The 19,691-nt window shown below is 68.3% G+C and carries 25 protein-coding genes, 2 tRNA genes and 1 pseudogene; 22 read left to right on the top strand and 6 right to left on the bottom strand.

Annotation, left to right across the window (positions count from 1 at the left end):
• Nucleotides 1-870: 870 nt before the first annotated feature.
• From OG254_RS49540 to OG254_RS49440, 21 genes are all read left to right on the top strand, one after another.
• Nucleotides 871-1,242, top strand: coding sequence for a hypothetical protein (locus OG254_RS49540; RefSeq protein ID WP_405576085.1), 372 nt, complete (start codon nucleotides 871-873; stop codon nucleotides 1,240-1,242).
• A gap of 67 nt (nucleotides 1,243-1,309) precedes the next feature.
• Entirely contained in the window at nucleotides 1,310-1,861 is a 552-nt protein-coding gene (locus tag OG254_RS49535) for a hypothetical protein (RefSeq protein ID WP_405576088.1), read from the top strand.
• A 123-nt stretch (nucleotides 1,862-1,984) separates the two neighbouring features.
• Nucleotides 1,985-3,163 (top strand): DUF932 domain-containing protein, encoded by a 1,179-nt coding sequence (locus OG254_RS49530; protein WP_405576090.1) that lies wholly within the window; start codon nucleotides 1,985-1,987, stop codon nucleotides 3,161-3,163.
• Nucleotides 3,164-3,415: 252 nt separating this feature from the next.
• Nucleotides 3,416-3,904: a hypothetical protein gene (locus tag OG254_RS49525; RefSeq protein ID WP_405576093.1), complete on the top strand. Its 489-nt coding sequence runs from the start codon at nucleotides 3,416-3,418 to the stop codon at nucleotides 3,902-3,904.
• Nucleotides 3,897-4,343 (top strand): hypothetical protein, encoded by a 447-nt coding sequence (locus OG254_RS49520; protein WP_405576096.1) that lies wholly within the window; start codon nucleotides 3,897-3,899, stop codon nucleotides 4,341-4,343. The genes OG254_RS49525 and OG254_RS49520 overlap by 8 nt, the downstream gene beginning before the upstream one ends.
• Nucleotides 4,340-4,549 carry a hypothetical protein gene (locus OG254_RS49515; RefSeq protein WP_405576099.1) on the top strand — a complete coding sequence of 70 codons (210 nt, stop codon included), beginning with the start codon at nucleotides 4,340-4,342 and terminating at the stop codon, nucleotides 4,547-4,549. Before OG254_RS49520 ends, OG254_RS49515 begins: the two co-directional genes overlap by 4 nt.
• Nucleotides 4,550-4,589: 40 nt before the next feature.
• On the top strand, nucleotides 4,590-5,543 hold the full coding sequence (locus tag OG254_RS49510; RefSeq protein ID WP_405576102.1) for a hypothetical protein: 954 nt from the start codon (nucleotides 4,590-4,592) through the stop codon (nucleotides 5,541-5,543).
• Nucleotides 5,544-5,761: 218 nt separating this feature from the next.
• A complete protein-coding gene (locus OG254_RS49505; protein ID WP_405576105.1) occupies nucleotides 5,762-6,136 on the top strand; it encodes a hypothetical protein in 375 nt (124 codons plus the stop codon).
• An 88-nt stretch (nucleotides 6,137-6,224) separates the two neighbouring features.
• Nucleotides 6,225-6,425 carry a hypothetical protein gene (locus OG254_RS49500; protein WP_405576108.1) on the top strand — a complete coding sequence of 67 codons (201 nt, stop codon included), beginning with the start codon at nucleotides 6,225-6,227 and terminating at the stop codon, nucleotides 6,423-6,425.
• Nucleotides 6,426-6,435: 10 nt separating this feature from the next.
• A complete protein-coding gene (locus tag OG254_RS49495; RefSeq protein WP_405576111.1) occupies nucleotides 6,436-7,107 on the top strand; it encodes a hypothetical protein in 672 nt (223 codons plus the stop codon).
• Between the two features lie 113 nt (nucleotides 7,108-7,220).
• Nucleotides 7,221-7,295 (top strand) — tRNA-Ile (locus tag OG254_RS49490).
• A gap of 32 nt (nucleotides 7,296-7,327) precedes the next feature.
• On the top strand, nucleotides 7,328-7,759 hold the full coding sequence (locus OG254_RS49485; protein WP_405576114.1) for a hypothetical protein: 432 nt from the start codon (nucleotides 7,328-7,330) through the stop codon (nucleotides 7,757-7,759).
• A 37-nt stretch (nucleotides 7,760-7,796) separates the two neighbouring features.
• A tRNA-OTHER gene (locus OG254_RS49480) sits at nucleotides 7,797-7,865 on the top strand.
• Between the two features lie 91 nt (nucleotides 7,866-7,956).
• Nucleotides 7,957-8,256 (top strand): hypothetical protein, encoded by a 300-nt coding sequence (locus tag OG254_RS49475; protein ID WP_405576117.1) that lies wholly within the window; start codon nucleotides 7,957-7,959, stop codon nucleotides 8,254-8,256.
• A gap of 235 nt (nucleotides 8,257-8,491) precedes the next feature.
• Nucleotides 8,492-9,325: a hypothetical protein gene (locus OG254_RS49470; protein ID WP_405594749.1), complete on the top strand. Its 834-nt coding sequence runs from the start codon at nucleotides 8,492-8,494 to the stop codon at nucleotides 9,323-9,325.
• A 163-nt stretch (nucleotides 9,326-9,488) separates the two neighbouring features.
• Nucleotides 9,489-10,205: a hypothetical protein gene (locus OG254_RS49465; RefSeq protein ID WP_405576120.1), complete on the top strand. Its 717-nt coding sequence runs from the start codon at nucleotides 9,489-9,491 to the stop codon at nucleotides 10,203-10,205.
• 564 nt (nucleotides 10,206-10,769) lie between these two features.
• Entirely contained in the window at nucleotides 10,770-11,009 is a 240-nt protein-coding gene (locus OG254_RS49460; protein WP_405576123.1) for a hypothetical protein, read from the top strand.
• Between the two features lie 46 nt (nucleotides 11,010-11,055).
• Complete coding sequence (locus OG254_RS49455; protein ID WP_405576126.1) at nucleotides 11,056-11,766, top strand: hypothetical protein; 711 nt, start codon at nucleotides 11,056-11,058, stop codon at nucleotides 11,764-11,766.
• 143 nt (nucleotides 11,767-11,909) lie between these two features.
• Nucleotides 11,910-12,401: a hypothetical protein gene (locus tag OG254_RS49450; protein WP_405576129.1), complete on the top strand. Its 492-nt coding sequence runs from the start codon at nucleotides 11,910-11,912 to the stop codon at nucleotides 12,399-12,401.
• Nucleotides 12,402-12,454: 53 nt separating this feature from the next.
• The gene (locus OG254_RS49445; protein ID WP_405576132.1) at nucleotides 12,455-12,949 is read left to right on the top strand and encodes a hypothetical protein; all 495 of its coding nucleotides are present in this window, start codon (nucleotides 12,455-12,457) and stop codon (nucleotides 12,947-12,949) included.
• Nucleotides 12,950-13,169: 220 nt separating this feature from the next.
• Nucleotides 13,170-13,370: a hypothetical protein gene (locus OG254_RS49440; RefSeq protein ID WP_405576135.1), complete on the top strand. Its 201-nt coding sequence runs from the start codon at nucleotides 13,170-13,172 to the stop codon at nucleotides 13,368-13,370.
• A gap of 243 nt (nucleotides 13,371-13,613) precedes the next feature.
• Here the strand turns inward: OG254_RS49440 and OG254_RS49435 are convergent, their stop codons facing one another.
• Complete coding sequence (locus OG254_RS49435; protein WP_405594751.1) at nucleotides 13,614-13,943, bottom strand: Mu transposase domain-containing protein; 330 nt, start codon at nucleotides 13,941-13,943, stop codon at nucleotides 13,614-13,616.
• 182 nt (nucleotides 13,944-14,125) lie between these two features.
• On the opposite strand from OG254_RS49435, the pseudogene istB reads away from it, so the two are divergent.
• Nucleotides 14,126-14,873: pseudogene (gene istB / locus OG254_RS49430) on the top strand (IS21-like element helper ATPase IstB).
• Nucleotides 14,874-14,888: 15 nt separating this feature from the next.
• Here istB and OG254_RS49425 read toward each other — a convergent pair.
• The 5 genes from OG254_RS49425 to OG254_RS49405 form a co-directional block, all read right to left on the bottom strand.
• Nucleotides 14,889-15,362 (bottom strand): hypothetical protein, encoded by a 474-nt coding sequence (locus OG254_RS49425; RefSeq protein ID WP_405576138.1) that lies wholly within the window; start codon nucleotides 15,360-15,362, stop codon nucleotides 14,889-14,891.
• A 518-nt stretch (nucleotides 15,363-15,880) separates the two neighbouring features.
• Nucleotides 15,881-16,462 carry a transposase gene (locus OG254_RS49420; protein ID WP_405576141.1) on the bottom strand — a complete coding sequence of 194 codons (582 nt, stop codon included), beginning with the start codon at nucleotides 16,460-16,462 and terminating at the stop codon, nucleotides 15,881-15,883.
• A gap of 335 nt (nucleotides 16,463-16,797) precedes the next feature.
• Complete coding sequence (locus tag OG254_RS49415) at nucleotides 16,798-17,604, bottom strand: class I SAM-dependent methyltransferase (RefSeq protein ID WP_405576143.1); 807 nt, start codon at nucleotides 17,602-17,604, stop codon at nucleotides 16,798-16,800.
• 82 nt (nucleotides 17,605-17,686) lie between these two features.
• Nucleotides 17,687-18,520, bottom strand: a complete 834-nt coding sequence (locus tag OG254_RS49410; RefSeq protein ID WP_405576146.1) for a class II aldolase/adducin family protein — start codon at nucleotides 18,518-18,520, stop codon at nucleotides 17,687-17,689.
• Nucleotides 18,521-18,549: 29 nt separating this feature from the next.
• Nucleotides 18,550-19,665: an aromatic prenyltransferase gene (locus tag OG254_RS49405; protein WP_405576149.1), complete on the bottom strand. Its 1,116-nt coding sequence runs from the start codon at nucleotides 19,663-19,665 to the stop codon at nucleotides 18,550-18,552.
• Nucleotides 19,666-19,691: the final 26 nt, after the last annotated feature.

Here is a 19,691-nt window from a genome sequence, read left to right as displayed (position 1 = left end):
CCGGCAGCCGAATACTCGCTTCGCTCGTTTCGCGCGTCCCCGCGCGAATTGCCCGCCTCCGGCGGGGCGTTGGGAAATTGGCCTCCGGCCATTTCCCAACGTGCGTGCCTCCGGCACGGAAAAGATGGGTATGGGGCGTGCCTCCGGCACGGAAAGAAGGGGTGGGGTGTTTTGTTGTGGGGTTGGGGTGTTGGGGTTTGAGTTGAGGGATCGTCATATCCCTTTGTGTAGGGCTGGTTTTAGGAGGAATCTCCGATTCCCTTAAAACCGGGGGTATTTGATTGGTATTTGGTAGAAGAAAGTAAAGCATGGAATAGCGGGGGTACCCAACCAAGGCCCCTCCGGGGCCAGGTTGCCTGTGTGGAGGGGTGGAGGGTTGGGGCTGCCTCCGGCAGAAGGAGATGGACGAGGTACCGGCTCGACCCCACTACCCCGGACACCCCGCGTCCGGCCCCACCCGGCCCCACCCGGCCCCACCCGGCCCCACCCGGCCCCGTCCGGCCACCAAGGCGCGCGGAGGCCCCAGGCCGACGCGCAAGACAGGGACAACCCCGCCCCGATCCCCGACGCCGCCGCACCGACCACACCCACACCCTCCCTCTTCTTCTACTTGGGCAGGGAGCAGCGGCCGCAGAGGGGATGTCAGCAGGCGTACCAGGCTTGATTGTTGGGGTGACCAGCGGCGACACCGAGCACCGGAATCGAGCCCCGCAACACCCAGCGGAACCTCTACCGCAACACCATGGCGCAACATCCAGCGCAACCCGTAGCGCAACAGGGGTTCCAATCGACCGGGTTAGACACTATTATTTGAAGTCCTGAGGGAGGCGACCCTCAGGAACCGCAAGGGACCAACCAAAGGGGAAAGACATGGAACTCCAGATCTCGGACGGGATCGTGCGCCAAGTACGCGGTGCGGACGCGCCCATGACCGCTCTTGCAATCCAAGCCCGCACGATCGCAAACTTCCTGCCCCTACTGTGCAGGCGAGCAGGTGCCAGGATCGTGCACAACTCCGACCGGAGTTACACCGGAATTCGGTTCGAGACCAAGGCCGTCGGACCGGTCGTCCTGGAAATGCCGATGGGTGAGGAGCCTTACCGTCTGGTTCAAGAATTCATCGACCCGGACAAGGCGGGGCGCATGGAGGTTGAATTGCGGCGATTCCCTCAGACCTACCAGCCCCAAGGAATCGCGCACATCACAGCCGATTTCCTCCGGGCGAGCGGCTTCCTGAAGTAGTCCGCACGGGGGCACCCGTGCAGGGTGCCCCCGTCTCACCCGGAATTCCCCGAGAGAGAGGAAGGTCATGGAGAACACACGGATTGCCGAGCAGGACGAGAGGGCCGGAGCCCCGCTCACGGACTCCGAGCAGGAGCAGGCCGAGCACGCGCTACGGGAGTTGGCGTGCAGCGAGAGGGACCCGGGCGCGCTGCGGGTGTCGCCCGATCAGCTGGCTAGGGTCCGTCCGTTCTTCGAGCTGGGTTGGGCTGTAGGTGTGCGGACCGGTCACACCGGCCCGGCCATGGCCGACGTGCCGGTTGACCCGGAGACGGTCGACGCCGCGTTCGCCGCCGTGCTGTCCGAGCGCGTGGCGGACCAACTCGCGGTCCAGGTGGCGCGGACGTTGGTTCCGTGGCAGTCCGGCCCGGTCCTGTGGCAAAAGGTCCTGTATCACGGCAGCCTGACGCAGGCTCACGGCCGCTACTGGGTGCAGGCGATCCACGCGCACGCCGAACCGTTCGGTTCAGCCCCCACGCTGCGCTACGACCTGTGCAAGATGCGCGGGGGTGTGCCCGAGACGGTGGTCAGGAACGTGCGGCGACAGAGCCTGACACCGGTACGCGAGTACCGCGCCTAAGGCTAAGTGTGCAGGTCAGGGGTGGGTTCACTCATTCCTAAGAAACACTAGTATTGGAGTTGTTCGGGGGTGGTGGCTCCGCCCCCGAACCCGCAGAGACCAACAGCGAAGGGGAAACACCGCATGACTCAGCAGTTCACCGAGCGCGCTACGAACGTAGCCCCCACCGGTGCCCGCAACGCCGACCTGTCCGACCTGGTCCGCATCCTGGAGGACGGACAGCGCCGCAAGCTGGACGTCATCGCCCCCGCGTCCGCGCTGCGGATGCGTGAGGGAAACGTTCACGTCGAAGGCGTCGAGTCGCAGATCACGGAAGACGGTGTGACGGACGTCGACGGCATCTATCGGCCGACCGCCGTTGCCGACGAGGGGATCTCGGACAAGCTCCGCATCCCGCTGGCCTACCTGCGCCGTATGCGCGCGGAAAACGTCCCGCTGCTGGACGAGAACGTCAACGCGTGGCTGCGTGAGGAGCCGGGGCGCCGGTTCATGCTCCGCGCGTTCCGGGGCGAGAACGCGCCCGGCACGACGCCCGGCGAGGGCGTGGCCCGCGCGTGGCTGTCCGACAGCTACAAGCTGATGGACAACCTTGACATGCTGCTGGCCGCCCTGGACGGAGTGCAGCAGTCCGGCCACCCGACCCGCGTCACGGGGTGCGACCTCACCGACCGGCGCATGTATGTGCGCGTCGAGTCCGAAGCGGTCGCGATCCAGGCCCGCAGCCTGCTGCGCGGCTACCGCTCCCCGTTCGACGGCCGCAGCGGTGACGAACTCCCGATGATCTCCGCCGGTTTCGTCATCAGCAACAGCGAAGTCGGTTGCGGGGCGTACACCATCACCCCGCGCGCGGTCATCCAGGTCTGCCGCAACGGTCTGACCATGACCAAGGACGTCATGCGCGCCGTTCACCTCGGGGGCAAGCAGGACGAGGGTGTTGTGTCCTGGTCCGGCCAGACCCAGCGCAAGACGCTGGAGCTGATCACCTCCAAGACCAGCGACGCCGTGCGCACCTTCCTGTCACAGGAGTACGTCGAGGCGAAGGTGTACGAGATGGAGGCCGCCGCCGGGAAGACGCTGGAGGAGCCGACGAAGGCGATCGAGCACGTCACCAAGTCGCTCAGCATCGGCACCGAGGCGAAGGACATGATCCTTGCCCACTTCATCCGGGGTGGCCAGATGACCGCCGGGGGCGTGATGCAGGCCGTTACGTCCACCGCGCAGACGCTCACCGACGCCGACCAGGCCGCCGCCCTCGAAGCGCTCGCGGTTCCCGCCCTCACGGCCGCCGCCGCGCACGGCTGACAGACCCCCGTGCGGGCTGGGCAACTCCCCCAGCCCGCACGGGCCCGACCCTCCCAGCGCGGAGCGCGCGCCCCAGCCCCTCAGGGAGCGCGGAGCGCGGAGCGCGCCCGCCCCGCCCTTGCCGCGTAGCGGCAGCGCGACGCGTCGGCGGAGCAGACCGCGCGCCCAGAAGACACCCACTGCGCCCAGGAGGGCAGTGCGGCCGGCCTCCGGCGCCCACCGCCCACCGCCCCCTTCCCGCAAGGAGCCCTCATGTCTGCACGCCCGGAGCTCACCCACCCCGGAGACGACGCCATCGCAGCCGCCATGAGCCGCACCCTGACCGCCCTCACCGCCGTGTTCCAGGCACTCGGAGACGGCGAACACACGCTCAACCTCGTGGCCGAGCGGACCGACGACGCGTTCCTCACGGGTCGAACCGATCTCTCCATCGGCACCGAGCCGATCCGCCTCGCCGTACTGGACGAAGACGAGTTCTGCGCCCTGCGCGCCCTGCTGGTGTTCGCACTGGAGGGCAGCACCATGCGCAGCGCCGTCCTGGTCGCCACCACGGCCGCCGAGCCCAACCCCCGCGCGTGCGGCTGGACCGTGCACGACGGGTGGCTTCACCCCATGGACGCAGCCGACCTCCAGCTCGCCGTCATCCCACGCCGGGACGTCCCCGCCGTCCTGCGCAAGGTCTACCCCGCCCCCGTACTCCCCCAGCTCCCCGACACCGACGAGGAGAACCCGCATGCCTGAGCCCGAGCTTCCACGGCCCGATGCCACGGCGTACGCCATGGGCCGCGCCCTGCACGCGCTGAACGCATTGCTCCCGTCCCTCGGCGAGGGGAACCACGAGCTCAACATCACGGCCGACCACACGAACGGCGCGGAACTGACCGCCGACCTCACCGTGTCCGCCGAACCGGGTTCGTTGCGCGTGACCGACTCCGACAAGGAGTACGCGAAGTTCTTCGTGCTGCTGACGTTCGCCCTGGAGCACAGCACCGTCCATGACGCCGTCCTGATCGCCACGACCGCCGACGATCCACCGCGCGCGTGCGGCTGGGAGGTCCGGGCCGGATGGCTGCACCCCATGGACACGGCCGTACTCCAGGACGCCGCCGCCGATGACGCCGCGCCCCACCGGGTCCACGCCGCCCCCGTCCTGCATCGCCCCCTGGGAGAGCACTCATGAGCGTCAAGCCCGCCACTACGCCGGATGGCTACTGCACCAACACCGCCCCGGTCCCCGGCACCATCCGCGCCGTCAACGCCAAGAACACCGGACCGAAGTACTTCCACCTGCACGGCCGCAGCTACGCCGGATGCCCGTGCGGCCGCACCTCGATCGGTGTCACCGAACGGGACAACCTTCGCCGCCACAAGCCGCCCCAGGAGTAGCCCCCACAGACGCCGTCCACGCCCCTCCCCGGTACGGGGCGTGGACGGCCGCCCGGCCAGCGCGCCACTGGCCGACTGCCGCCCCGACGCCCGCACCCTCCCCTTCGGCGAGCGCGGCGCGGCAGGCCCCCAGCCCACCCAGTCGAGCACCGAGGAGCCCCAGCCCATGACCAGCCCGAGCCTGACCATCGACACGCCCGCCGGCCCCGTGCGCGCCACCGCCGGCCCCCGCGACGCCGACGCCGTCGTGTTCGAGCTGGGCGGGGCGATGCACGGCAGCGTGCACGTCACCGGCACCACCCACCCCCACCACTGGGACCAGTTCACCGGCGTCCGCGCCTGTCTCGGCCCCGTGAACGCCTTCGAGACCACCGCCCCCGACGATGCCCTCCCGCGGCTCGCCCGCAGCCGCACCGGCTACCGCGGCAGCCTGACCCTCTACCGCGACAACACCGACCGCCCCGAGGTCTCGGTGCACCCGATCCTGTCCGCCGCGGATCACCCGCCGTCGGAGAAGACGGAAGCCGTACTCACCGCCGTCCTGCGCGGGTGTGCCGAGCACGTCGAACAGCGCGCCGACCTGCCCGCGATCCTGGAGACCTCCCGGCAGCGCGACACCCCCGGCCTGCTGCGCTTCCTCACCTGGTCTGCCTCCCACCACCAGGCCGAAGCCGCCCGCTACGAGCGGGAGGCCCACGACGCCCACCCCGCGCGGCGAACCGCCGTATCCGCCTGGTGGACCATCGCACGGTGGTACACCACGTGCCCGCACCCGGTCCTGTTGCTGATGCTGGCCGATCTCCCCTACTCGGTGTTGCCCAACTCCCTGGCCCGCACCGTCGACGTCAAGCAGTGGTGGGCCCCCTACTGCGTCGATGCGGCCGCCGAAGAGCGCGAGCGCGCCAGCCGCGCCCAGAGTGAGGCCGACTCCCTGCGTGCTCAGCAGCGCAGGCGCCCGCGCGGCCTCCGTCCGGCCCTGGTCGGCGCCTCCTGACGCTCGGACGAATGCGCAGGTCAGGGGAGGGGTTCACACCACCCCAGTAGACACTATTATCAGTAGTGCGAGAGGGGGCGACACAGACCGTCCCGCCCCCTCTCGCACCCCGGGCCACGCGCTTCCTGTACCGCTACCGCAGGCCCGAAGCGTCCGGGTACTCCTGACGCACCGCCCCTCACCCACCGCCCCGCCCGCCCGACGAGGGAGTTGATCTGATGATGCGTTGGCTGATGAGCCTCGGTGAGCGCACCCGCCCCGACGCGCCGACCTATGCCGAGGACCCCGCCCCCGACCAGGCGCGCGCCCTGGCCCTGGTCGACGACTTCGCCCACCTCTTCACCGTCCTGAAGGAGTGGCGGCACGAGTACGGCGAGGAGCTGACCGCCTGGGCCGTGCAGGTGGAGGCCGACGACGTCGAGAACCTCCCCGCAGAACTCATCGAGCAGTGGAAATGGGAGGGCGCCCCGGTCCGCATCGACATCGAGCGGGGCGGCTACGTGCGGGTGTCCGACTACCGCGACGTTTCAGTGCGCCCGGGCATCAGTGCCCGCACCGCCGCCGGCCTCCCGCTGTGGACCACCGCCCCCTGACCCCACAGGCCGCGTGCACCGCCCCGCGCCACCAGAGCCCCGACATGTCCGCCCGGGCCCCGGCCGACCGCATCCGAGAGCTCCCCGCGTGAGCGGCCAGCTGCGCCCTTGGCGTCCGGAGGACTTCGACGACCGGTGCGAGACGTGCGGCGCACCCGCAGGCCAGCTGTGCCGGACGTGGTGCGACACCGGCTACACCGCCGACGACGCACGCCGTGACGCCGAGCTCCGCGACCAGAGCGCGAGGAACCCCGCGCCGAGCACACCCAGCAGCCAGCCGAAGGAGTGAACAGACCGCCATGACACGCGAGTTGACCACACAGGAGCAGGTGGACGCGTTCGCCGCCGAGGTGGCACGGGAGTTGGGTACGCACTGCCGGACAGCCGAACTCACCGGCTACGGGCTCGGTTTGGGACGGCTCATCATCGACGGCGACGGCCGCGCCCTGCGCTTGCGCCAACCCGACGACCGCCGCCCGGACCGTCTGAAGATCTACGCCACACCGCCGGACGAGACCAGGATCACCGCACCGTCGATCGGGGTCACGGCCAGCACCGCGCGTCACGTGGCACGCGAGATCACCCGGCGGCTGCTTCCGATGCACGCCGAGGCCGCGCGGGCCGCCGAACTCGCCGCCCGTCAGCAGGCGGAGGAGAGCGGCCGCCGCGCCGTCGCCGAGGCCGTGGCCGGCGCACTGCCCGGCGCCCGCATCGAGGAGCAGTACCGGCACACCCGGATCATCTGGCAGCACGACACCCGGCCGCCCGGGGAGCGCGGCTCCGTCCCGGTCGACAGTGTGTGCGCAGTTGTCGGAGCTTCCGGGAAGTCTGTGCAGGTCGAAGCATCCGGCCGCCCCAGCACTGTGATCTCTATGCTGGCCGCACTCGCCCAGGCGTCACAGGAGCGAAAAGAGCAGGTCAGGGGTGGGTTCCCACACCCTCCTCGCACTACTAATAATAGTGTCTTTTAGGGCGCCTGCACGCACTGACCAACAGACGGCGACTGGGGCAACTCCTCGGGCCCGGCCGCCAACCAGCGCCGCGCCCGCTCGGCCGGGGCGCGGCCCACACAACCGAATACCGAGGTGCTGTAGCTCAGCTGGCCAGAGCGCGGATCTTATAAGTCCTGAGGCCGTGGGTTCGAATCCCACCAGCACCACGCCAACACCGTTGCCCACAATTGGAGTTGCAATGACCGACGCCATGGCCACCCCACACCCCGCGACCCCCGCCGAGGTGGCATCTGCCGTGCTGGACGCGATCGAGACCCGGCCCGACGCCTTCAACATGGACCACTGGGCACTTCTGCCCGACATGATCAGCCTGGCCCCCAAGAAGGCTCCCGCGTGCGGCTCCCAGTTGTGCGCGGCCGGATGGACGGCGCACCTGACCGGCTGGACGCTCGTCGAGTTGCCGTACGACCAGCAGACAGAGGTCATCGCCCTGGACGAAGACGGCGACGAGTACGACACGCTCGTCAGCGTCTACGCGGAGCGAGGCAACGAGCGCCGCATGATCGGTGACGTTGCCGCCCAAGCCCTCGGCCTGAGGCACAGCGAGACGTTCTGGTACGCCGAGGCACCCATCGCGTTGAAGCGGCTTCGCGAGATTGCCGGGCGCTGACCCACCATCATCCGGCCGCCGTTCCGGCGGCCCCCAAGCCTGCGTAGCTCAGCGGTAGAGCGGCCCCACTTGAGGGTGGACAGGGGTTCAAATCCCCTCGCAGGCACGGCACCTGCCCGACGGCCGGACGCGCGACCCGCACCATTGCGCACCACTCGCTCTCCGCCGCTGGTCCCGACCGCCCACCGGAGGCCAAGATGGACGACACCGTCAGCATCCCGGCCGACGTCACCCGCGCGTTCACCGACGCCTGGGGCACCACCGTCATCACGTCCGACGTCGCCACCAGCCTCGGCTGCACCGAAGTCAACACTCTCGCCGACCTGCTCCGTGCCTTCAATGCCGAGCAGGCCGCCGACGAATGGATCGACGCCCACGCCGAAGAGGACGAGCCGAACGACGCCCACTTTCAGGGGACCGTGCCCGCAGACGCCTCGCTCGCCGCCGACGGGATGCGCTGGAGCCCCGCCCCCGCCGACACCCAGGACGAACGATGACCTGGACGGACCGCCCAGCGAAATCGCAGGTCAGGGGAGGGTTCCCACTCACACTACAGACACGAGCAGTTCCCTTCAGCCCGCCCACGAGGAAGGCGCGCACGTGACCCACACCCCTCAGCCCTCCAAGTGCAGCCAGGGCGAGCCCCACGCTGCTCGATCGTGCGCGGGAGACACGGCGCGCACCGACCACCAGACCGCGCACCACGTCCCGCGCCTCGAAGTCGCCGGCACCATCGGCCTGCTCACCGACGAGCACGACTTCCGCGCCATGCGGCACTACCGCACCTTCGCCTTCGCCGACTTCGCGACCTACCTGGCAGCGGTCGAAGACCTCCTCAGGAGCCGCGCGTCCCAGGGTGCCCACACCACGGTCACCCTCTTCGACCCCGAGGAGTACGCCGACTTCTGCACCGAAACCGGTCTCGCCGCGGACAGCCCGTCCAGCCGCGCCCGCTTCACCGCCGAACTCACCACCACGGGCCCGACCCTCCCGTACGACGGCCAGCCCCTGGCCGACCTGATCCCGACCCTGGTCGACGAAGCCGTCCGCCAGGCCACTTGGGAGTACGCCTCCACACTTCTGGCCCGGCTCGGCGCCTGCACCTGCTGCGGCCAGGACATCGGCCAAACAGCCTTCACCCGGGCCTCGGGTCTGCTGGCCCGCATCCTCGACACGGCCCGACCTGGCCACCGACACCTCGTCTGCAGTGTCTCGACCGCACCCGAAACCCTGGTCGCCGTCCTGCACGCAGATACGGACCCGGACGGCGCGAGCCAGCTCGACGAGGCCGAGGCCCTCGAATTCACCACGGTCCTGGCCCTCGGCCTGGCAACCCAGCGCCCCGGCGGACTCGTCATACGGACCACCACCCCGAGCACCCCAGACCAGGTCTACGGCTGGCGGCTGCGAGCGGGAGACCCCGAACCCCTCACCGCCGGAGAGGTCTTCGACGCCTACTGCACCGACACCGACTCCGGCGACCCGATCCCCCCAGAGTCGGGAGTCGAATACTGCGTGCCGCCGAACCTCGGGCCGAACGCCACGCCGTCGGCCCACCAGCACTGAAAGGCCCCAGGCACACCATAAACCAGCAGGTCAGGTGGGGGTTCACGCAAACCCATCTGACACTATTATTGATAGTGAACCCGGGCCGGCACCGTACCGGCATCCCGCCCGCCGGGGCGACGGCCCGCCCCCTTCCCTCGAATCCACTTCTCAGGAGCTTGCCGTGCAAGGGACCCCGACGCCGGTCATCGACTGGTGCAGCAACAAGGCCTACCAGTGCCCGCGTTGCCGCCACGACACGGTCGCGAGCCCCTCCCGCTGGGAGGTATACACCTGCTGCAACTGCGCGACCCGTTTCACCCGCTTCCCCCGCCTACAGCGCTTCCTGCGTCACGTCGGCGTCACCTGCGAGTTCTGCACCGAGCGCCACCCTGTCCTCGTCGACGGCGAGCCCTTCGGGTTCCTGCGCCGCCGCGACAACGGCGTCGGGACGTACACGGAGCATCAGTTCGAGGCGTGGCTGTACGACACGGACGAGTTCACCGACCACCGCGACCGTGTGCGCTACCTCAGCACGCGCGCGAGCCGTGCGGAGGCCATGGCCGACCTCGCCCGCTGGCGCAGCATGTTCGGCCCCGTCGAGGACGACCTCAGCCCCGTCATCGCCGTGGTCGCCGTGGTCGCCGTGGTCGCCGACGAGCAGTTCAACAAGTACGGACCGGACGTAACCGGGGATCAGCGCGACGCGTTGCTCGACGGCACTCTTGAGGTCTACGGCGTCGGCACCCTGCGCGCCTTTGCCCCGCCGCATCCGCGGCGCGGGCAGTTCTACGCCGACACCGCCTCCTTCACCTGGGGCCTGATCGCCCCGTCCGGCCTGGAGGGCATCTACACCAGCGCGGCACCGAAGTCCCTGGCCGTGCACGCCCCGCAGATCTGACCTGCCGGGCGCGGACTCGCCCGACTCCCCGTTTGCACAGGTCAGGGGTGGGTTCACCCACTCGCATTTAACACTATTATTGATAGTGAACGGGGACCGTTCCCCATTCATCACATAGCGGCCCCTTCCCTTCCTCCCTTCCAGCCCCAGGAGTTGCCATGCTTCGAACGCTGCGCCGCGCCCTGCGACCGGCACGCATTCGTATCCCCGCCCGCCGGTTCCCCGCCGGGATCGCGGCGCTGCCGCCCACCGCGCGCGAAGCACTCGGCACCGACGTCACTGCCGGAGAGGCCATCGCCTACAACCGCGTCCGTGTCGCCACCGCGACCGCAGTCGCGCTCTACCGCAGCGGATACACGCTGCCGATGTCTGACGACGACCTGGACGACGCCGTGCTCGCCCTGGACTTCCGCTACTCGGTCCCGAGCGCGCAGACCCGCGCGTCCATCCGCGCCTCCTCGCCGTCCTGGAAGCCGACTACACCGTCTCCGTCACCCGCTGACCCCCCGTCCGCCCTGTCCGTGGGCCGCCCCGACCAGGGCGGCCCACACGGAAGGAGGCCCGGTGTTCCTCGTCGTACCCGACCCAGCTCACGGACTCGTTGCCGCCCCGCAGTCCTCCGACGACCTCACACCCCTCACCAAAGAGTCCCTTGCCGCCCAGGGGTTCGCCTGGAACAGCGAGATCGAGGCGTACACCCGCCAGGCCGACCACGGCCCCGCAGCCGTGGACGCCACCGCCGGCATGCTGCGCGAGCTGGGCCACTACGTCTTCTCCGCCCACAAGCCGCTGCCCAGGAGCTGACCGCCACGCAGCCGGCCGCCGCCCCACAACCCTGCCCCTTGCGCAGATGGAGTTCCGTCATGCCTCGACGCGCACCCAGCCGCAGCGGCACGCCCGGTACGCCGCCGCCGAGCACGAGGGACGCCACCAGGTCGTGGACCAGCTCCACGGATACGCGCTCAGCAGCCACCCCACCGCCACGGCCGCCGAGGACTCGGTACGCGAGCTGACCGCCAACCCGACTGCCGCGATCGAAGCCATCGAGGAACTCGACGACGCCCAGAGGGGCACGGCCGCCACCGAGCGCCGGATCCTGCGCCGGTACGGGTACAGCTGGGGCCTGCGCCAGGACGAAATGCATTCCCTGCGCGGGGAGTTCGGCCACGGCCGTCTGGAGACACTGATCTCCGGCGGCCATCTGGCCATGGTATTCAGCCCGGCAGGTCAGCCGTACTACACCACGCCCGAGCAGTACGCCCAGCTGTCGCCCCGCTGGATACGCGACGGCGACGAGTCGTTCCCGGCCGCCGACGTCGCCCGCCTCGAACGCTCCCGCCCCGCTCTGGAGTTGCTGCCCGCGCGCAGGCGCTACGAGCCGTGCGAGCTGCACGGGATCACGCTGTGGCGGTGCCTGATCTGCGGGCCGCGTGAGCGCTTCGAGTGCCAGTGGGGCGAGTGCACCGCCAACCGCGTCACGGCCTACTGCGAGCGCTGCGTGCGCATGGACCCCCGGCTCACCTTCCCGCTACCGCCCCGCCGAGAGCACGACTGGCCCTAAAACCGCAGGTCAGGGGGCGGGTTCACTTCATCTCAAGCGACACTATTATTGATGTTGTTGGTCCTGCGGAACACCCCGTACGGCGGGGCCGCCGCCCCGCCGTACGGGCCCCCTCACTGCCACGCCACGGAAGGACACCGGCGATGAAACACGAGGAACTGGCCGCGCTGCTGGCCGAGCCGACCACGCCCCTGATGCACGCCGCGCTCCGCGGCCTTCCGCCCGAAACCCTGGAGACTCTGGCCACCGTCGCCGACCAGGCCGCAGAACATGGATGGCGACAGGTGATCGTCGACCGGGTCCGGGCCTTCGTCGACGAGCAGCCGGGCGACGGACCGCAGGCCGTGGCCGCGTACTTCACGACGACGGAGCAGCGGACGGGCGGCGGGATGTCCGTGGGCTGGAGCCCGTTCATCGCGGCTCTTGCGCCCTCCGAGGAGATGCCAGACCTCAGGCACACCGAGACCACGGCGCGCATGGTTCCGGTCGGCGAAGCGGCCATGGCCGAGGAGGACTTCGCGGACCCAAGGCTGACCGAGGCGCTCCAGCGGCTCGCGGCACTTGACCCGCCCGCACACGCGGACCTCCTGCGCGTCCACCTGCCGACCTCCCGCGTCACCCGCGTGAAGCCCTGACCGCCCAGGCCTGTGGGCGCCCCGGCACAGGGGCGCCCGCTCGGAGGTGCACCGTGCCCGTTCCGATCCTCTGCCACGTCTGCCACAGCGGCCGCTACAAGCCCGAGAGCCCGGGCGCCTACCGCTGCCGTTCCTGCGGCAGCCCGGCGACGGAGTCGACGTTCCCCGTCCAGAGCGACGAACGGCTCGTCGTGCTCGCGGGCGTACTCCAGATCCTCACCGTTCCGGACGGCCACCAGGTGATCACCCCCGACCGGCGCTGCCACGCCCCGCACCTGGGAGCCAGCCTGAGCCTCACGCTGCGGGTCAACCGGACACACCCGGTGTTCCGGCAGGCCGAGGACGTCGGCACCGCCGAGGACCTGCTGTCGGTCCTGGACGCCGACGAGCGGGGCCCCTGGGTGCTGTCTCCCGCTCAACTGGGGGTCCTCACCCGGGCCATGGACGTCCGCAACGCGCTGCTGCCGTCGACGGCCCGGCAGTACCCGGACTTCGACGCCGAGATCCGGGCCGCCCACACGCGCAGCCGGCGCCCGCGCTCCACGTGAGCGCCGCGCCTCCCCGACCGCCTCCACCGCACCCGTCGGGCCGGGCCGGCACGCGCCGCCCGCGCTCCGAACCGGCCCCTGGGCCAGGGAGGTTGAACCATGTCCGTGTCCCATTCCGTGTACGCCGTTTTACGGCGTTGTGGTCTCGCCGCAAGAGTTGGTAGAAGCGCTGGACACCCAGGGCCACCGCCCTGCCAGCGGGAACCCTGCCGACGTACGCGTGGAACTGTTCACGGTCGGCGACGACGAGCACGCCATTCTCGGAACAGGCTACGAGGAGTTCGGACCCAACACGTACCGGGCAGCGCCCTCCCTTCCGGTCAACGCCCAGTGGGACGGCGCCTTGCTTGAGTACGTGAGGGCTCTGGGGCTGACGATCCTGTCCGGTCCGTGCTGGCTCGTCGTGCACGACCTGAGCTGAGGCCGGGGGCTGTCGGCCGCGTACCGCCGCACGGAGCACCACAGCCCTTTATGAGCCGCATTTGTGCAGGTCAGATGGCATCTAGCCCTCACCCCAGAACACACTATTATTACATGTGAAGGAGAGGGCGACACCCACCAGCGCGACCGCGTCCGCTGTCAGCGCCCCGGCCCGCATGCGCGACCGCGAGGCCGGCGACCACATGCTCGTGGCTCAAGTGCCGGGCCAGCAGCAGCACCTGGATCAGGGCCTTTGTGCCTTCCTTGCCCCGCCGTGGGCCGTGCGGGCCGCATCCCACCAGTCGTCATGGACCGGCGTGAACCGGCCGGCCGCGCGAGCCTGTTCCAGAGCTGTTGCCCCGGGGAAGGCGCCCGGCTTGCGGACCAGGGCCTCCAGATAGTGATCGAGGACCAGGCGAGAGCCGCCCTGAGTGCTCAGTCTTTCGTGCCGGGCCACCTCCCGGCCGTCGTCGAAGACCACCAGTTCGGAGGCGTGCAGCAGCACTCGGAGAGTCTTGCCGATCAGCCGGACCGGCACCGAGTAGCGGTTGCCGACGGCGACGTGCCGGACCAGCCGATGCCCTCACCACCGCCAGAGCCCGGAGCGGTCGGGCCGCCACGGGCCACCGTCACCTTTCTCGCCGACTGGCGGCTGTCCCACCTGCCGCCCGACACCCGGCCGCTGCCGTCGGTTGCCGCCTATGACCAGCTGCTGCGGCGGCGCGGCGGGAGTGTTCCGAGTGAGGGAGAAGCGACATGAACGCCAAACGCAACCGCGGGCTGACCGAGGAAGCCGCGACCACCGCCATCGACCAGGCATGCCGGATGCTCCGGCTGCCCACCATCCGCGGCCAGTTCCCCGATCTCGCCGAGGCGGCGTCCCAGGAACAGATGTCCTACCGGGGCTTCCTGGCGGAGCTGCTGCTGGCCGAGTGCGACGACCGGGCCGCCGACGCTCGGAGCGGCGCATCAAGGCCGCCGGGTTCCCGCGCGAGAAGTCACTGCGGGCCTTCGACTACGACGCGAATCCCAACATCGACGCTGCGACCATCAACACCCTCGCCACCTGCGAATGGATCCGCAAGGGCCACCCGCTCTGCCTGATCGGCGACTCGGGCACGGGCAAGTCCCATCTGCTCATCGCGCTGGGGACCGAGGCGGCGATGAAGGGATACCAGGTGAAGTACGTCCTGGCGACCAAGCTGGTCAACGAGCTGGTCGAGGCCGCCGACGAGAAGCAGCTTGCCAAGACCATCGCCCGCTACGGACGCGTCGATCTTTTATGCATTGATGAACTCGGCTACATGGAACTCGACCGCCGGGGCCTGAACTCCTCTTCCAGGTTCTGACGGAGCGTGAGGAAAAGAATTCTGTGGCCACCGATCCCAGGCTCTGCGCAGCCATCGTCGACCGCATCACCTTCGGCGGCAACATCATCGAGACCGGCACCGACTCCTACCGCCTCGCCCAGACCAAAGCCCAGGCCGGACGATCCATCGGGTGACCACGTCCACTCGAACTACCGGAGTGGTCCGCGCTCATCAATGAACACGGTGGGTGCGGACAAGAACACATCGGCATTCACCGGGCCGTATGCGATGTTGAACGTGTCCAGCCAGTACGTCCAGCCCCGAATCCCCAGTGCACTGCTGAATCGATAGTTGAGCTGCCAGCGGACCCATTGGCCAGGGACGAGCCGGACACCCGGTGGCCGCCGCTTCCGAGGCTGCAGGGCAAACAGCGGCTGCACTCGGGGAAATACCCGCAGCCGCTCATCTGCTTCACGGAGCTGGACATCGACCTCGCTCAGGGCTTCCCGGCTGTCATACGGCTCGAAGCCGTCGCGCTCATGCATCCGGATCACATGCGCGAGAGGAGCCGCCTCATGCGGGAGTGCGAAGCCGACCGGGGCCGCGTTCCTTCGAGCCGCAGCGTCCCCGCCCCGCGATTCCTTCGTCCAGGTCGTCCGGATCCACTGGACGGTGATCTCCACAGCCGTTGCCCCTACCGCCTTGTCGAGGAGTCCACTCTACGGCCCTGCCTCCTCCATGCCGGCACGAGCACTCGCACGCGTGAACGACTTCAGTTCCCGCCGATATCGATCTTCTCCAACGGTGATGTGACTCCCGAAGACGGCGATAAACGCCTCCCGGAGAAGGTGACACAGCCACACCCACAACACGCGCTCCGTCGTGGACGGTCGGCGACCCACGACGGAGCGGGCCATTATTGTCTCTCCGAGGGCAAGAGCAATGATGTCTGATGCCGTCACCCGCCCCAATCGGACACGCTGACGCGTCGCCTGGTGTCGCAGTTTTGAAGGCATCTGACCTAGGCAGACGGGGCTGCTCATGTGGACCACTGGTGTTGGGTCGTTGCTCGGTGGGTGCTGATCGAGCCGATCTTTGCCGCTAGTGATCCGCCACCGTCGACTTCAGACCATCGCTGTCCTGCGTGTTTACGGCCGAAGCGCTGGCGGCCAGGGACAGTCTGTTCGCGTGAAAATACTGGTCACAGCCACTCGTTGATGGCTGCGACCAGCACGGTTGCTTCGTAGCGGACAGCGAGCTTGTCGTACCTCGTGGCCACAGATTTGTGGCGTTTCAGCCGGTTGATCCCGCACTCCACGGCTTGGCGTTCCTTATAGTCGTCCTTGTCGAACTTCGGTGGACGTCCACCGTGGGAACCGAGTCTCCTGCGGTTGCTGACCTGGTCTGCCTTCTCCGGGATGGTGCACCGGATCCCCCGTCTACGGAGGTAGGCCCGGTTCGAACGGGAGCCGTAGGCCTTGTCGGCGCGGACCCGGTCCGGCTTGCTACGTGGCCGGCCCGGACCCGTGCACGGCACACGGATGCGTTCGAGAACCGGTTGGAACTGCGGACTGTCATGCCAGTGACCAGCGGTGATCACCAGCGAGAGAGGCTTTGCCCCTGCTCGACCGCCAAGTGCAGCTTGGTGGTCAGCCCACCGCGCGACCGCCCGAGGCCGTGGTCGTCCGACTCGATGGAGACACCACCGGGAGGCTCCTTCTGTAGAGCCCATTTTACGGGCTCCGGCAGCGTGCTGGTGGGCGCGGGCGACGGTGGCGTCCACGCTGACATCCCAGGTGAGCAGGCCTTTCGCGTCAGCTTCGGCTTGCTATTGCACGAAGATGCGCTGCCAGGTGCCGTCGCGCTGCCAGCGCCGGAACAGGTCGTAGGACCGGCCCCACGGCGCCCGTACCGCGACGGAACATCCCGCCAGGGGCCCCAGTCCGGGTCCGCCACCGTATGCCGTCAATCAACTGCCGCCTTTCCACGTCCGCGGACGCCCCGGCTTCTTGCCCACCGGCCGCAACGGCTCCAGACGGGCCCACTGGCCGTTCGTCAGATCACCACGTCCCACAAAGCATGACGGTTCACGACCAAGATCCACTTTCACAACAGACCCTAGTGGGCGGTGGTGGATCGTCGGCCCCAGCAGGAGATAAAGAGCCAGGCGATGTCCCGGAAGCCTGGTCGCTGCATCAGATGGAGACCACCGTCGACCTCTGATTCGGTCAGAAGGCCCTGATCGATCAGAGCGGGGGCAGCCTGGTTGAAGCAAGAACGCCAGAAGTCGTCCTCGGGATCTCCGTTCCCGCACACTGCCGTCCGTACAGTCATACGCACCTCTGTGAGGCCGCAGTCGATCATGGTGGCGGCGATCCGGTTGGCCCATGTGTGATCAGTCCCCTGGGTGCGAGCGAGAAGGCGCTCACACCCGTGGAGCAGGGAGGCGAACTCCGGATGTGGGGAGGCGCCGAGGGGCAGGTAGGTGGGGTCCTCGATGACCAGCCAGCCGCCGGGGGTCAGCCATGTACACAGCCTGGCGGTGATCTGCTCGGGCTGAGGCAAGTGTGTGAGGAGGGCCCGGGCATGTACGAGGTCGTAGGCGGCGCGCGGAAAGCCTTCCCGGACCAGGTCGTGTTGGTACACCGTCACAGGTGACGGCCACGTGCGTGTAGTGAGGAAGCCGGTGTCAATATCGGTGGCCACGATGTGTCCGCCCGGCCGGTGCTGGGTGAGCCAGGCGGCGATCGAACCGTCGCCTGCCCCTAGTTCGAGGCAGCGAGCCCGTTTCGGCAGTGTGAGATGTTCGATGATGTGCTGGGTGGTGGGGTCGCAAACTTCCGCAAGCAGGCGCAGACGCTCTCGTTCCCCCACTCGCCGGTGGCTGAGGAGACCGTGTGCGTAGCCTGGCTTTTCCGTGTTCACCCGCGCCTTCTCCTTCTTGTTCGGGTGCGGCCCGCCGAACCGGAGGCCTGTGCCCGGCCCGGCTGACATCCTGTTGACCGCCCTACCCGGAGAGGGCGGGCGATTGCACTCGCATTGCAGGGGACCCGGGCGCGAGGTCCGGATTGCGGGCCAAAGCGACATCGTGCAAGGGCTGGTAGGAATTCCAGCCCAATAGGTGCGAACCGAGTTGCTTGCCTGTGAGGCGTGCCACGTCCGCGGGGATCGGTTCGGGCTTGCCTGCCGCGTCCGCCAGGAGTTGGACGTGGCAGCAGGTGTCCAGCAGCGTGAACCACCAGGCCGCTGCATCAAGGGTTTCACCGACGGTGACCAGGCCATGGTTCTTCAGCAGTATCGCCTTGTGTCCACCGAGTTGCTTGGCGATCCGCCGACCGTCGTCCTTGGCGAGCACCAACCCGGTGTAGTCGTCGAAGACTTCGTGGTCCTCGAAGAACGGGCACGCATCTTGCGTCAGCGGTGGCAGTCTTCGCGCAAAGGCGGAGAAGGCGCGCCCGTACACCGTGTGCAGATGGATCACTGCCTGTACGTCGGGGCGGGCTTTGTGGATCTCGGCGTGAATGTTGAACGCTGCGACGTTCACACGACGGTCGCCCTCCACTGTCTCGGCGCTGTCGCCGTCCACACGGATCAGGTCAGCAGGCGTGACCAAGGAGAAGGCTCTGGCCAGGGGGTTGGCCCAGTAGGTGCCGGAGTGTTCGGGGTCGGCCACGGTGATCAGTCCGGCCAGGCCGTCCTGGTCGAAACCAAGGCGGGCGAAGTGGCGCAGCGCGACAGCCTGGCGATGCTTGAGGTAGGTGCGGTGGTCGGAGTGATTGTCGAAGACTGGAGGACGGCGGAAATAGCCGTCGCCGGGCATGTTTGCCAGAGCCTGACTCATCGGGAGCCTCCTGAGGTCGATGCCGCGTGCTAGTGGACGGCACGCAGGTCGTGGTCACGGCCTTCGTCACCGTGGAAGAAGCAGTTCCACTGGCCCAAGACTTGGGCCATGTTTCCGGTGTAGCTGCGCTCGGCCTTGATGTAGTCGCCGCTGCGGCCAAACGACCAGCCGATGACGTTGCACTCGTCCTCGTCGTAACTGGGCGCGGACTTGAAGAACGTCGCGATGCGATCTGGGATTCGCGGCATCGCGTTCTTGGGGATCTTCAGTGCATAGAAGCAGACGCGCTCGACAGCGCCGGTCCGAAGATCGAGGGAAACGGCGACGCAGTAGTCCTCGGGCACGTACGAGAGGACCTCGGACACCAGATCGCCGGTGGGCGGCACGCCTCCAGCCAGGGCGTGGATGTGAGCGAACTGAGAGGTGTCTAGGGGCCCTTTACCTCGAAAATATATGTTTGCGCTGTGATGGCGCCAGTCGACTGCGGCGAACCGGATGTGCTTCAGGTTCAGAGCGAGGAAGTCCTTCAACCGTCCCTGCACAGCGGCGGTGAGGGAAGGGACGGTGAGAATGTCCTCGGCCGGCCGCAGGCCGCCGAAGTATAGCCAGGTCTTGGCCAGCCCCGAACCGGCGTCAAAGTCACCAGACTGCACCGGCGTTCCACCATACAGATTGCTCCAGGCGCCCACGACGGTCACCATCGGGTTTGCAGCGTCCAGCAATCCTGCGTCGATGGCGTGGCGCACAGTATCCGTCTTAACGCGGGAAAAGAACCGATACGCCAAATCGTCGCCGGGCCTACTGGTAGTCTTCCACAATGTGGCGCCCTGGGAGAACTCGTCACGGAAGGTATCGAGAACGGTGTCGGTGATTTGGGGGGCGACCGGCGCACCGATCGCCGCGGCGGTGGTGCGCACATCGGCGCGGAATCGTTCGCGGTCAAATGATTGCCGGGCAGGATAAAGGGGCATAATGTCTCCTGCTTCAAGAGCAGATAGCTCCAGAGCGGATCCTGGTGGGGTGGACATATGGGCATGTTTCGCGGTTGCTGCGCGGGCGAAGAATTGACTCGCGAAACTTGCGTCAACGTCGAGGGAATTGATGCTGATTCCCCTCGATTGGGAACCGCACGTCGAGAACATCATCAGGAAATCCCAGTCGTTCGATCAGT

It is taken from the genome of Streptomyces sp. NBC_01092, from assembly GCF_045039535.1.
Lineage (GTDB): Bacteria > Actinomycetota > Actinomycetes > Streptomycetales > Streptomycetaceae > Streptomyces.
The sequence above is the reverse complement of the archived record's forward strand: the minus strand, read 5'-3'. Positions and strand labels throughout refer to the sequence as shown.

Excerpts from the sequence above, each read along its gene's own strand:
- OG254_RS49540 (WP_405576085.1), top strand. The coding sequence starts at position 871 with ATGGAACTCCAGATCTCGGACGGGATCGTGCGCCAAGTACGCGGTGCG.
- OG254_RS49535 (WP_405576088.1), top strand. The coding sequence starts at position 1,310 with ATGGAGAACACACGGATTGCCGAGCAGGACGAGAGGGCCGGAGCCCCG.
- OG254_RS49530 (WP_405576090.1), top strand. The coding sequence starts at position 1,985 with ATGACTCAGCAGTTCACCGAGCGCGCTACGAACGTAGCCCCCACCGGT.
- OG254_RS49525 (WP_405576093.1), top strand. The coding sequence starts at position 3,416 with ATGTCTGCACGCCCGGAGCTCACCCACCCCGGAGACGACGCCATCGCA.
- OG254_RS49520 (WP_405576096.1), top strand. The coding sequence starts at position 3,897 with ATGCCTGAGCCCGAGCTTCCACGGCCCGATGCCACGGCGTACGCCATG.
- OG254_RS49515 (WP_405576099.1), top strand. The coding sequence starts at position 4,340 with ATGAGCGTCAAGCCCGCCACTACGCCGGATGGCTACTGCACCAACACC.
- OG254_RS49505 (WP_405576105.1), top strand. The coding sequence starts at position 5,762 with ATGATGCGTTGGCTGATGAGCCTCGGTGAGCGCACCCGCCCCGACGCG.
- OG254_RS49495 (WP_405576111.1), top strand. The coding sequence starts at position 6,436 with ATGACACGCGAGTTGACCACACAGGAGCAGGTGGACGCGTTCGCCGCC.
- OG254_RS49485 (WP_405576114.1), top strand. The coding sequence starts at position 7,328 with ATGACCGACGCCATGGCCACCCCACACCCCGCGACCCCCGCCGAGGTG.
- OG254_RS49475 (WP_405576117.1), top strand. The coding sequence starts at position 7,957 with ATGGACGACACCGTCAGCATCCCGGCCGACGTCACCCGCGCGTTCACC.
- OG254_RS49455 (WP_405576126.1), top strand. The coding sequence starts at position 11,056 with ATGGAGTTCCGTCATGCCTCGACGCGCACCCAGCCGCAGCGGCACGCC.
- OG254_RS49450 (WP_405576129.1), top strand. The coding sequence starts at position 11,910 with ATGAAACACGAGGAACTGGCCGCGCTGCTGGCCGAGCCGACCACGCCC.
- OG254_RS49410 (WP_405576146.1), bottom strand. The coding sequence starts at position 18,520 with ATGAGTCAGGCTCTGGCAAACATGCCCGGCGACGGCTATTTCCGCCGT.
- OG254_RS49405 (WP_405576149.1), bottom strand. The coding sequence starts at position 19,665 with ATGATGTTCTCGACGTGCGGTTCCCAATCGAGGGGAATCAGCATCAAT.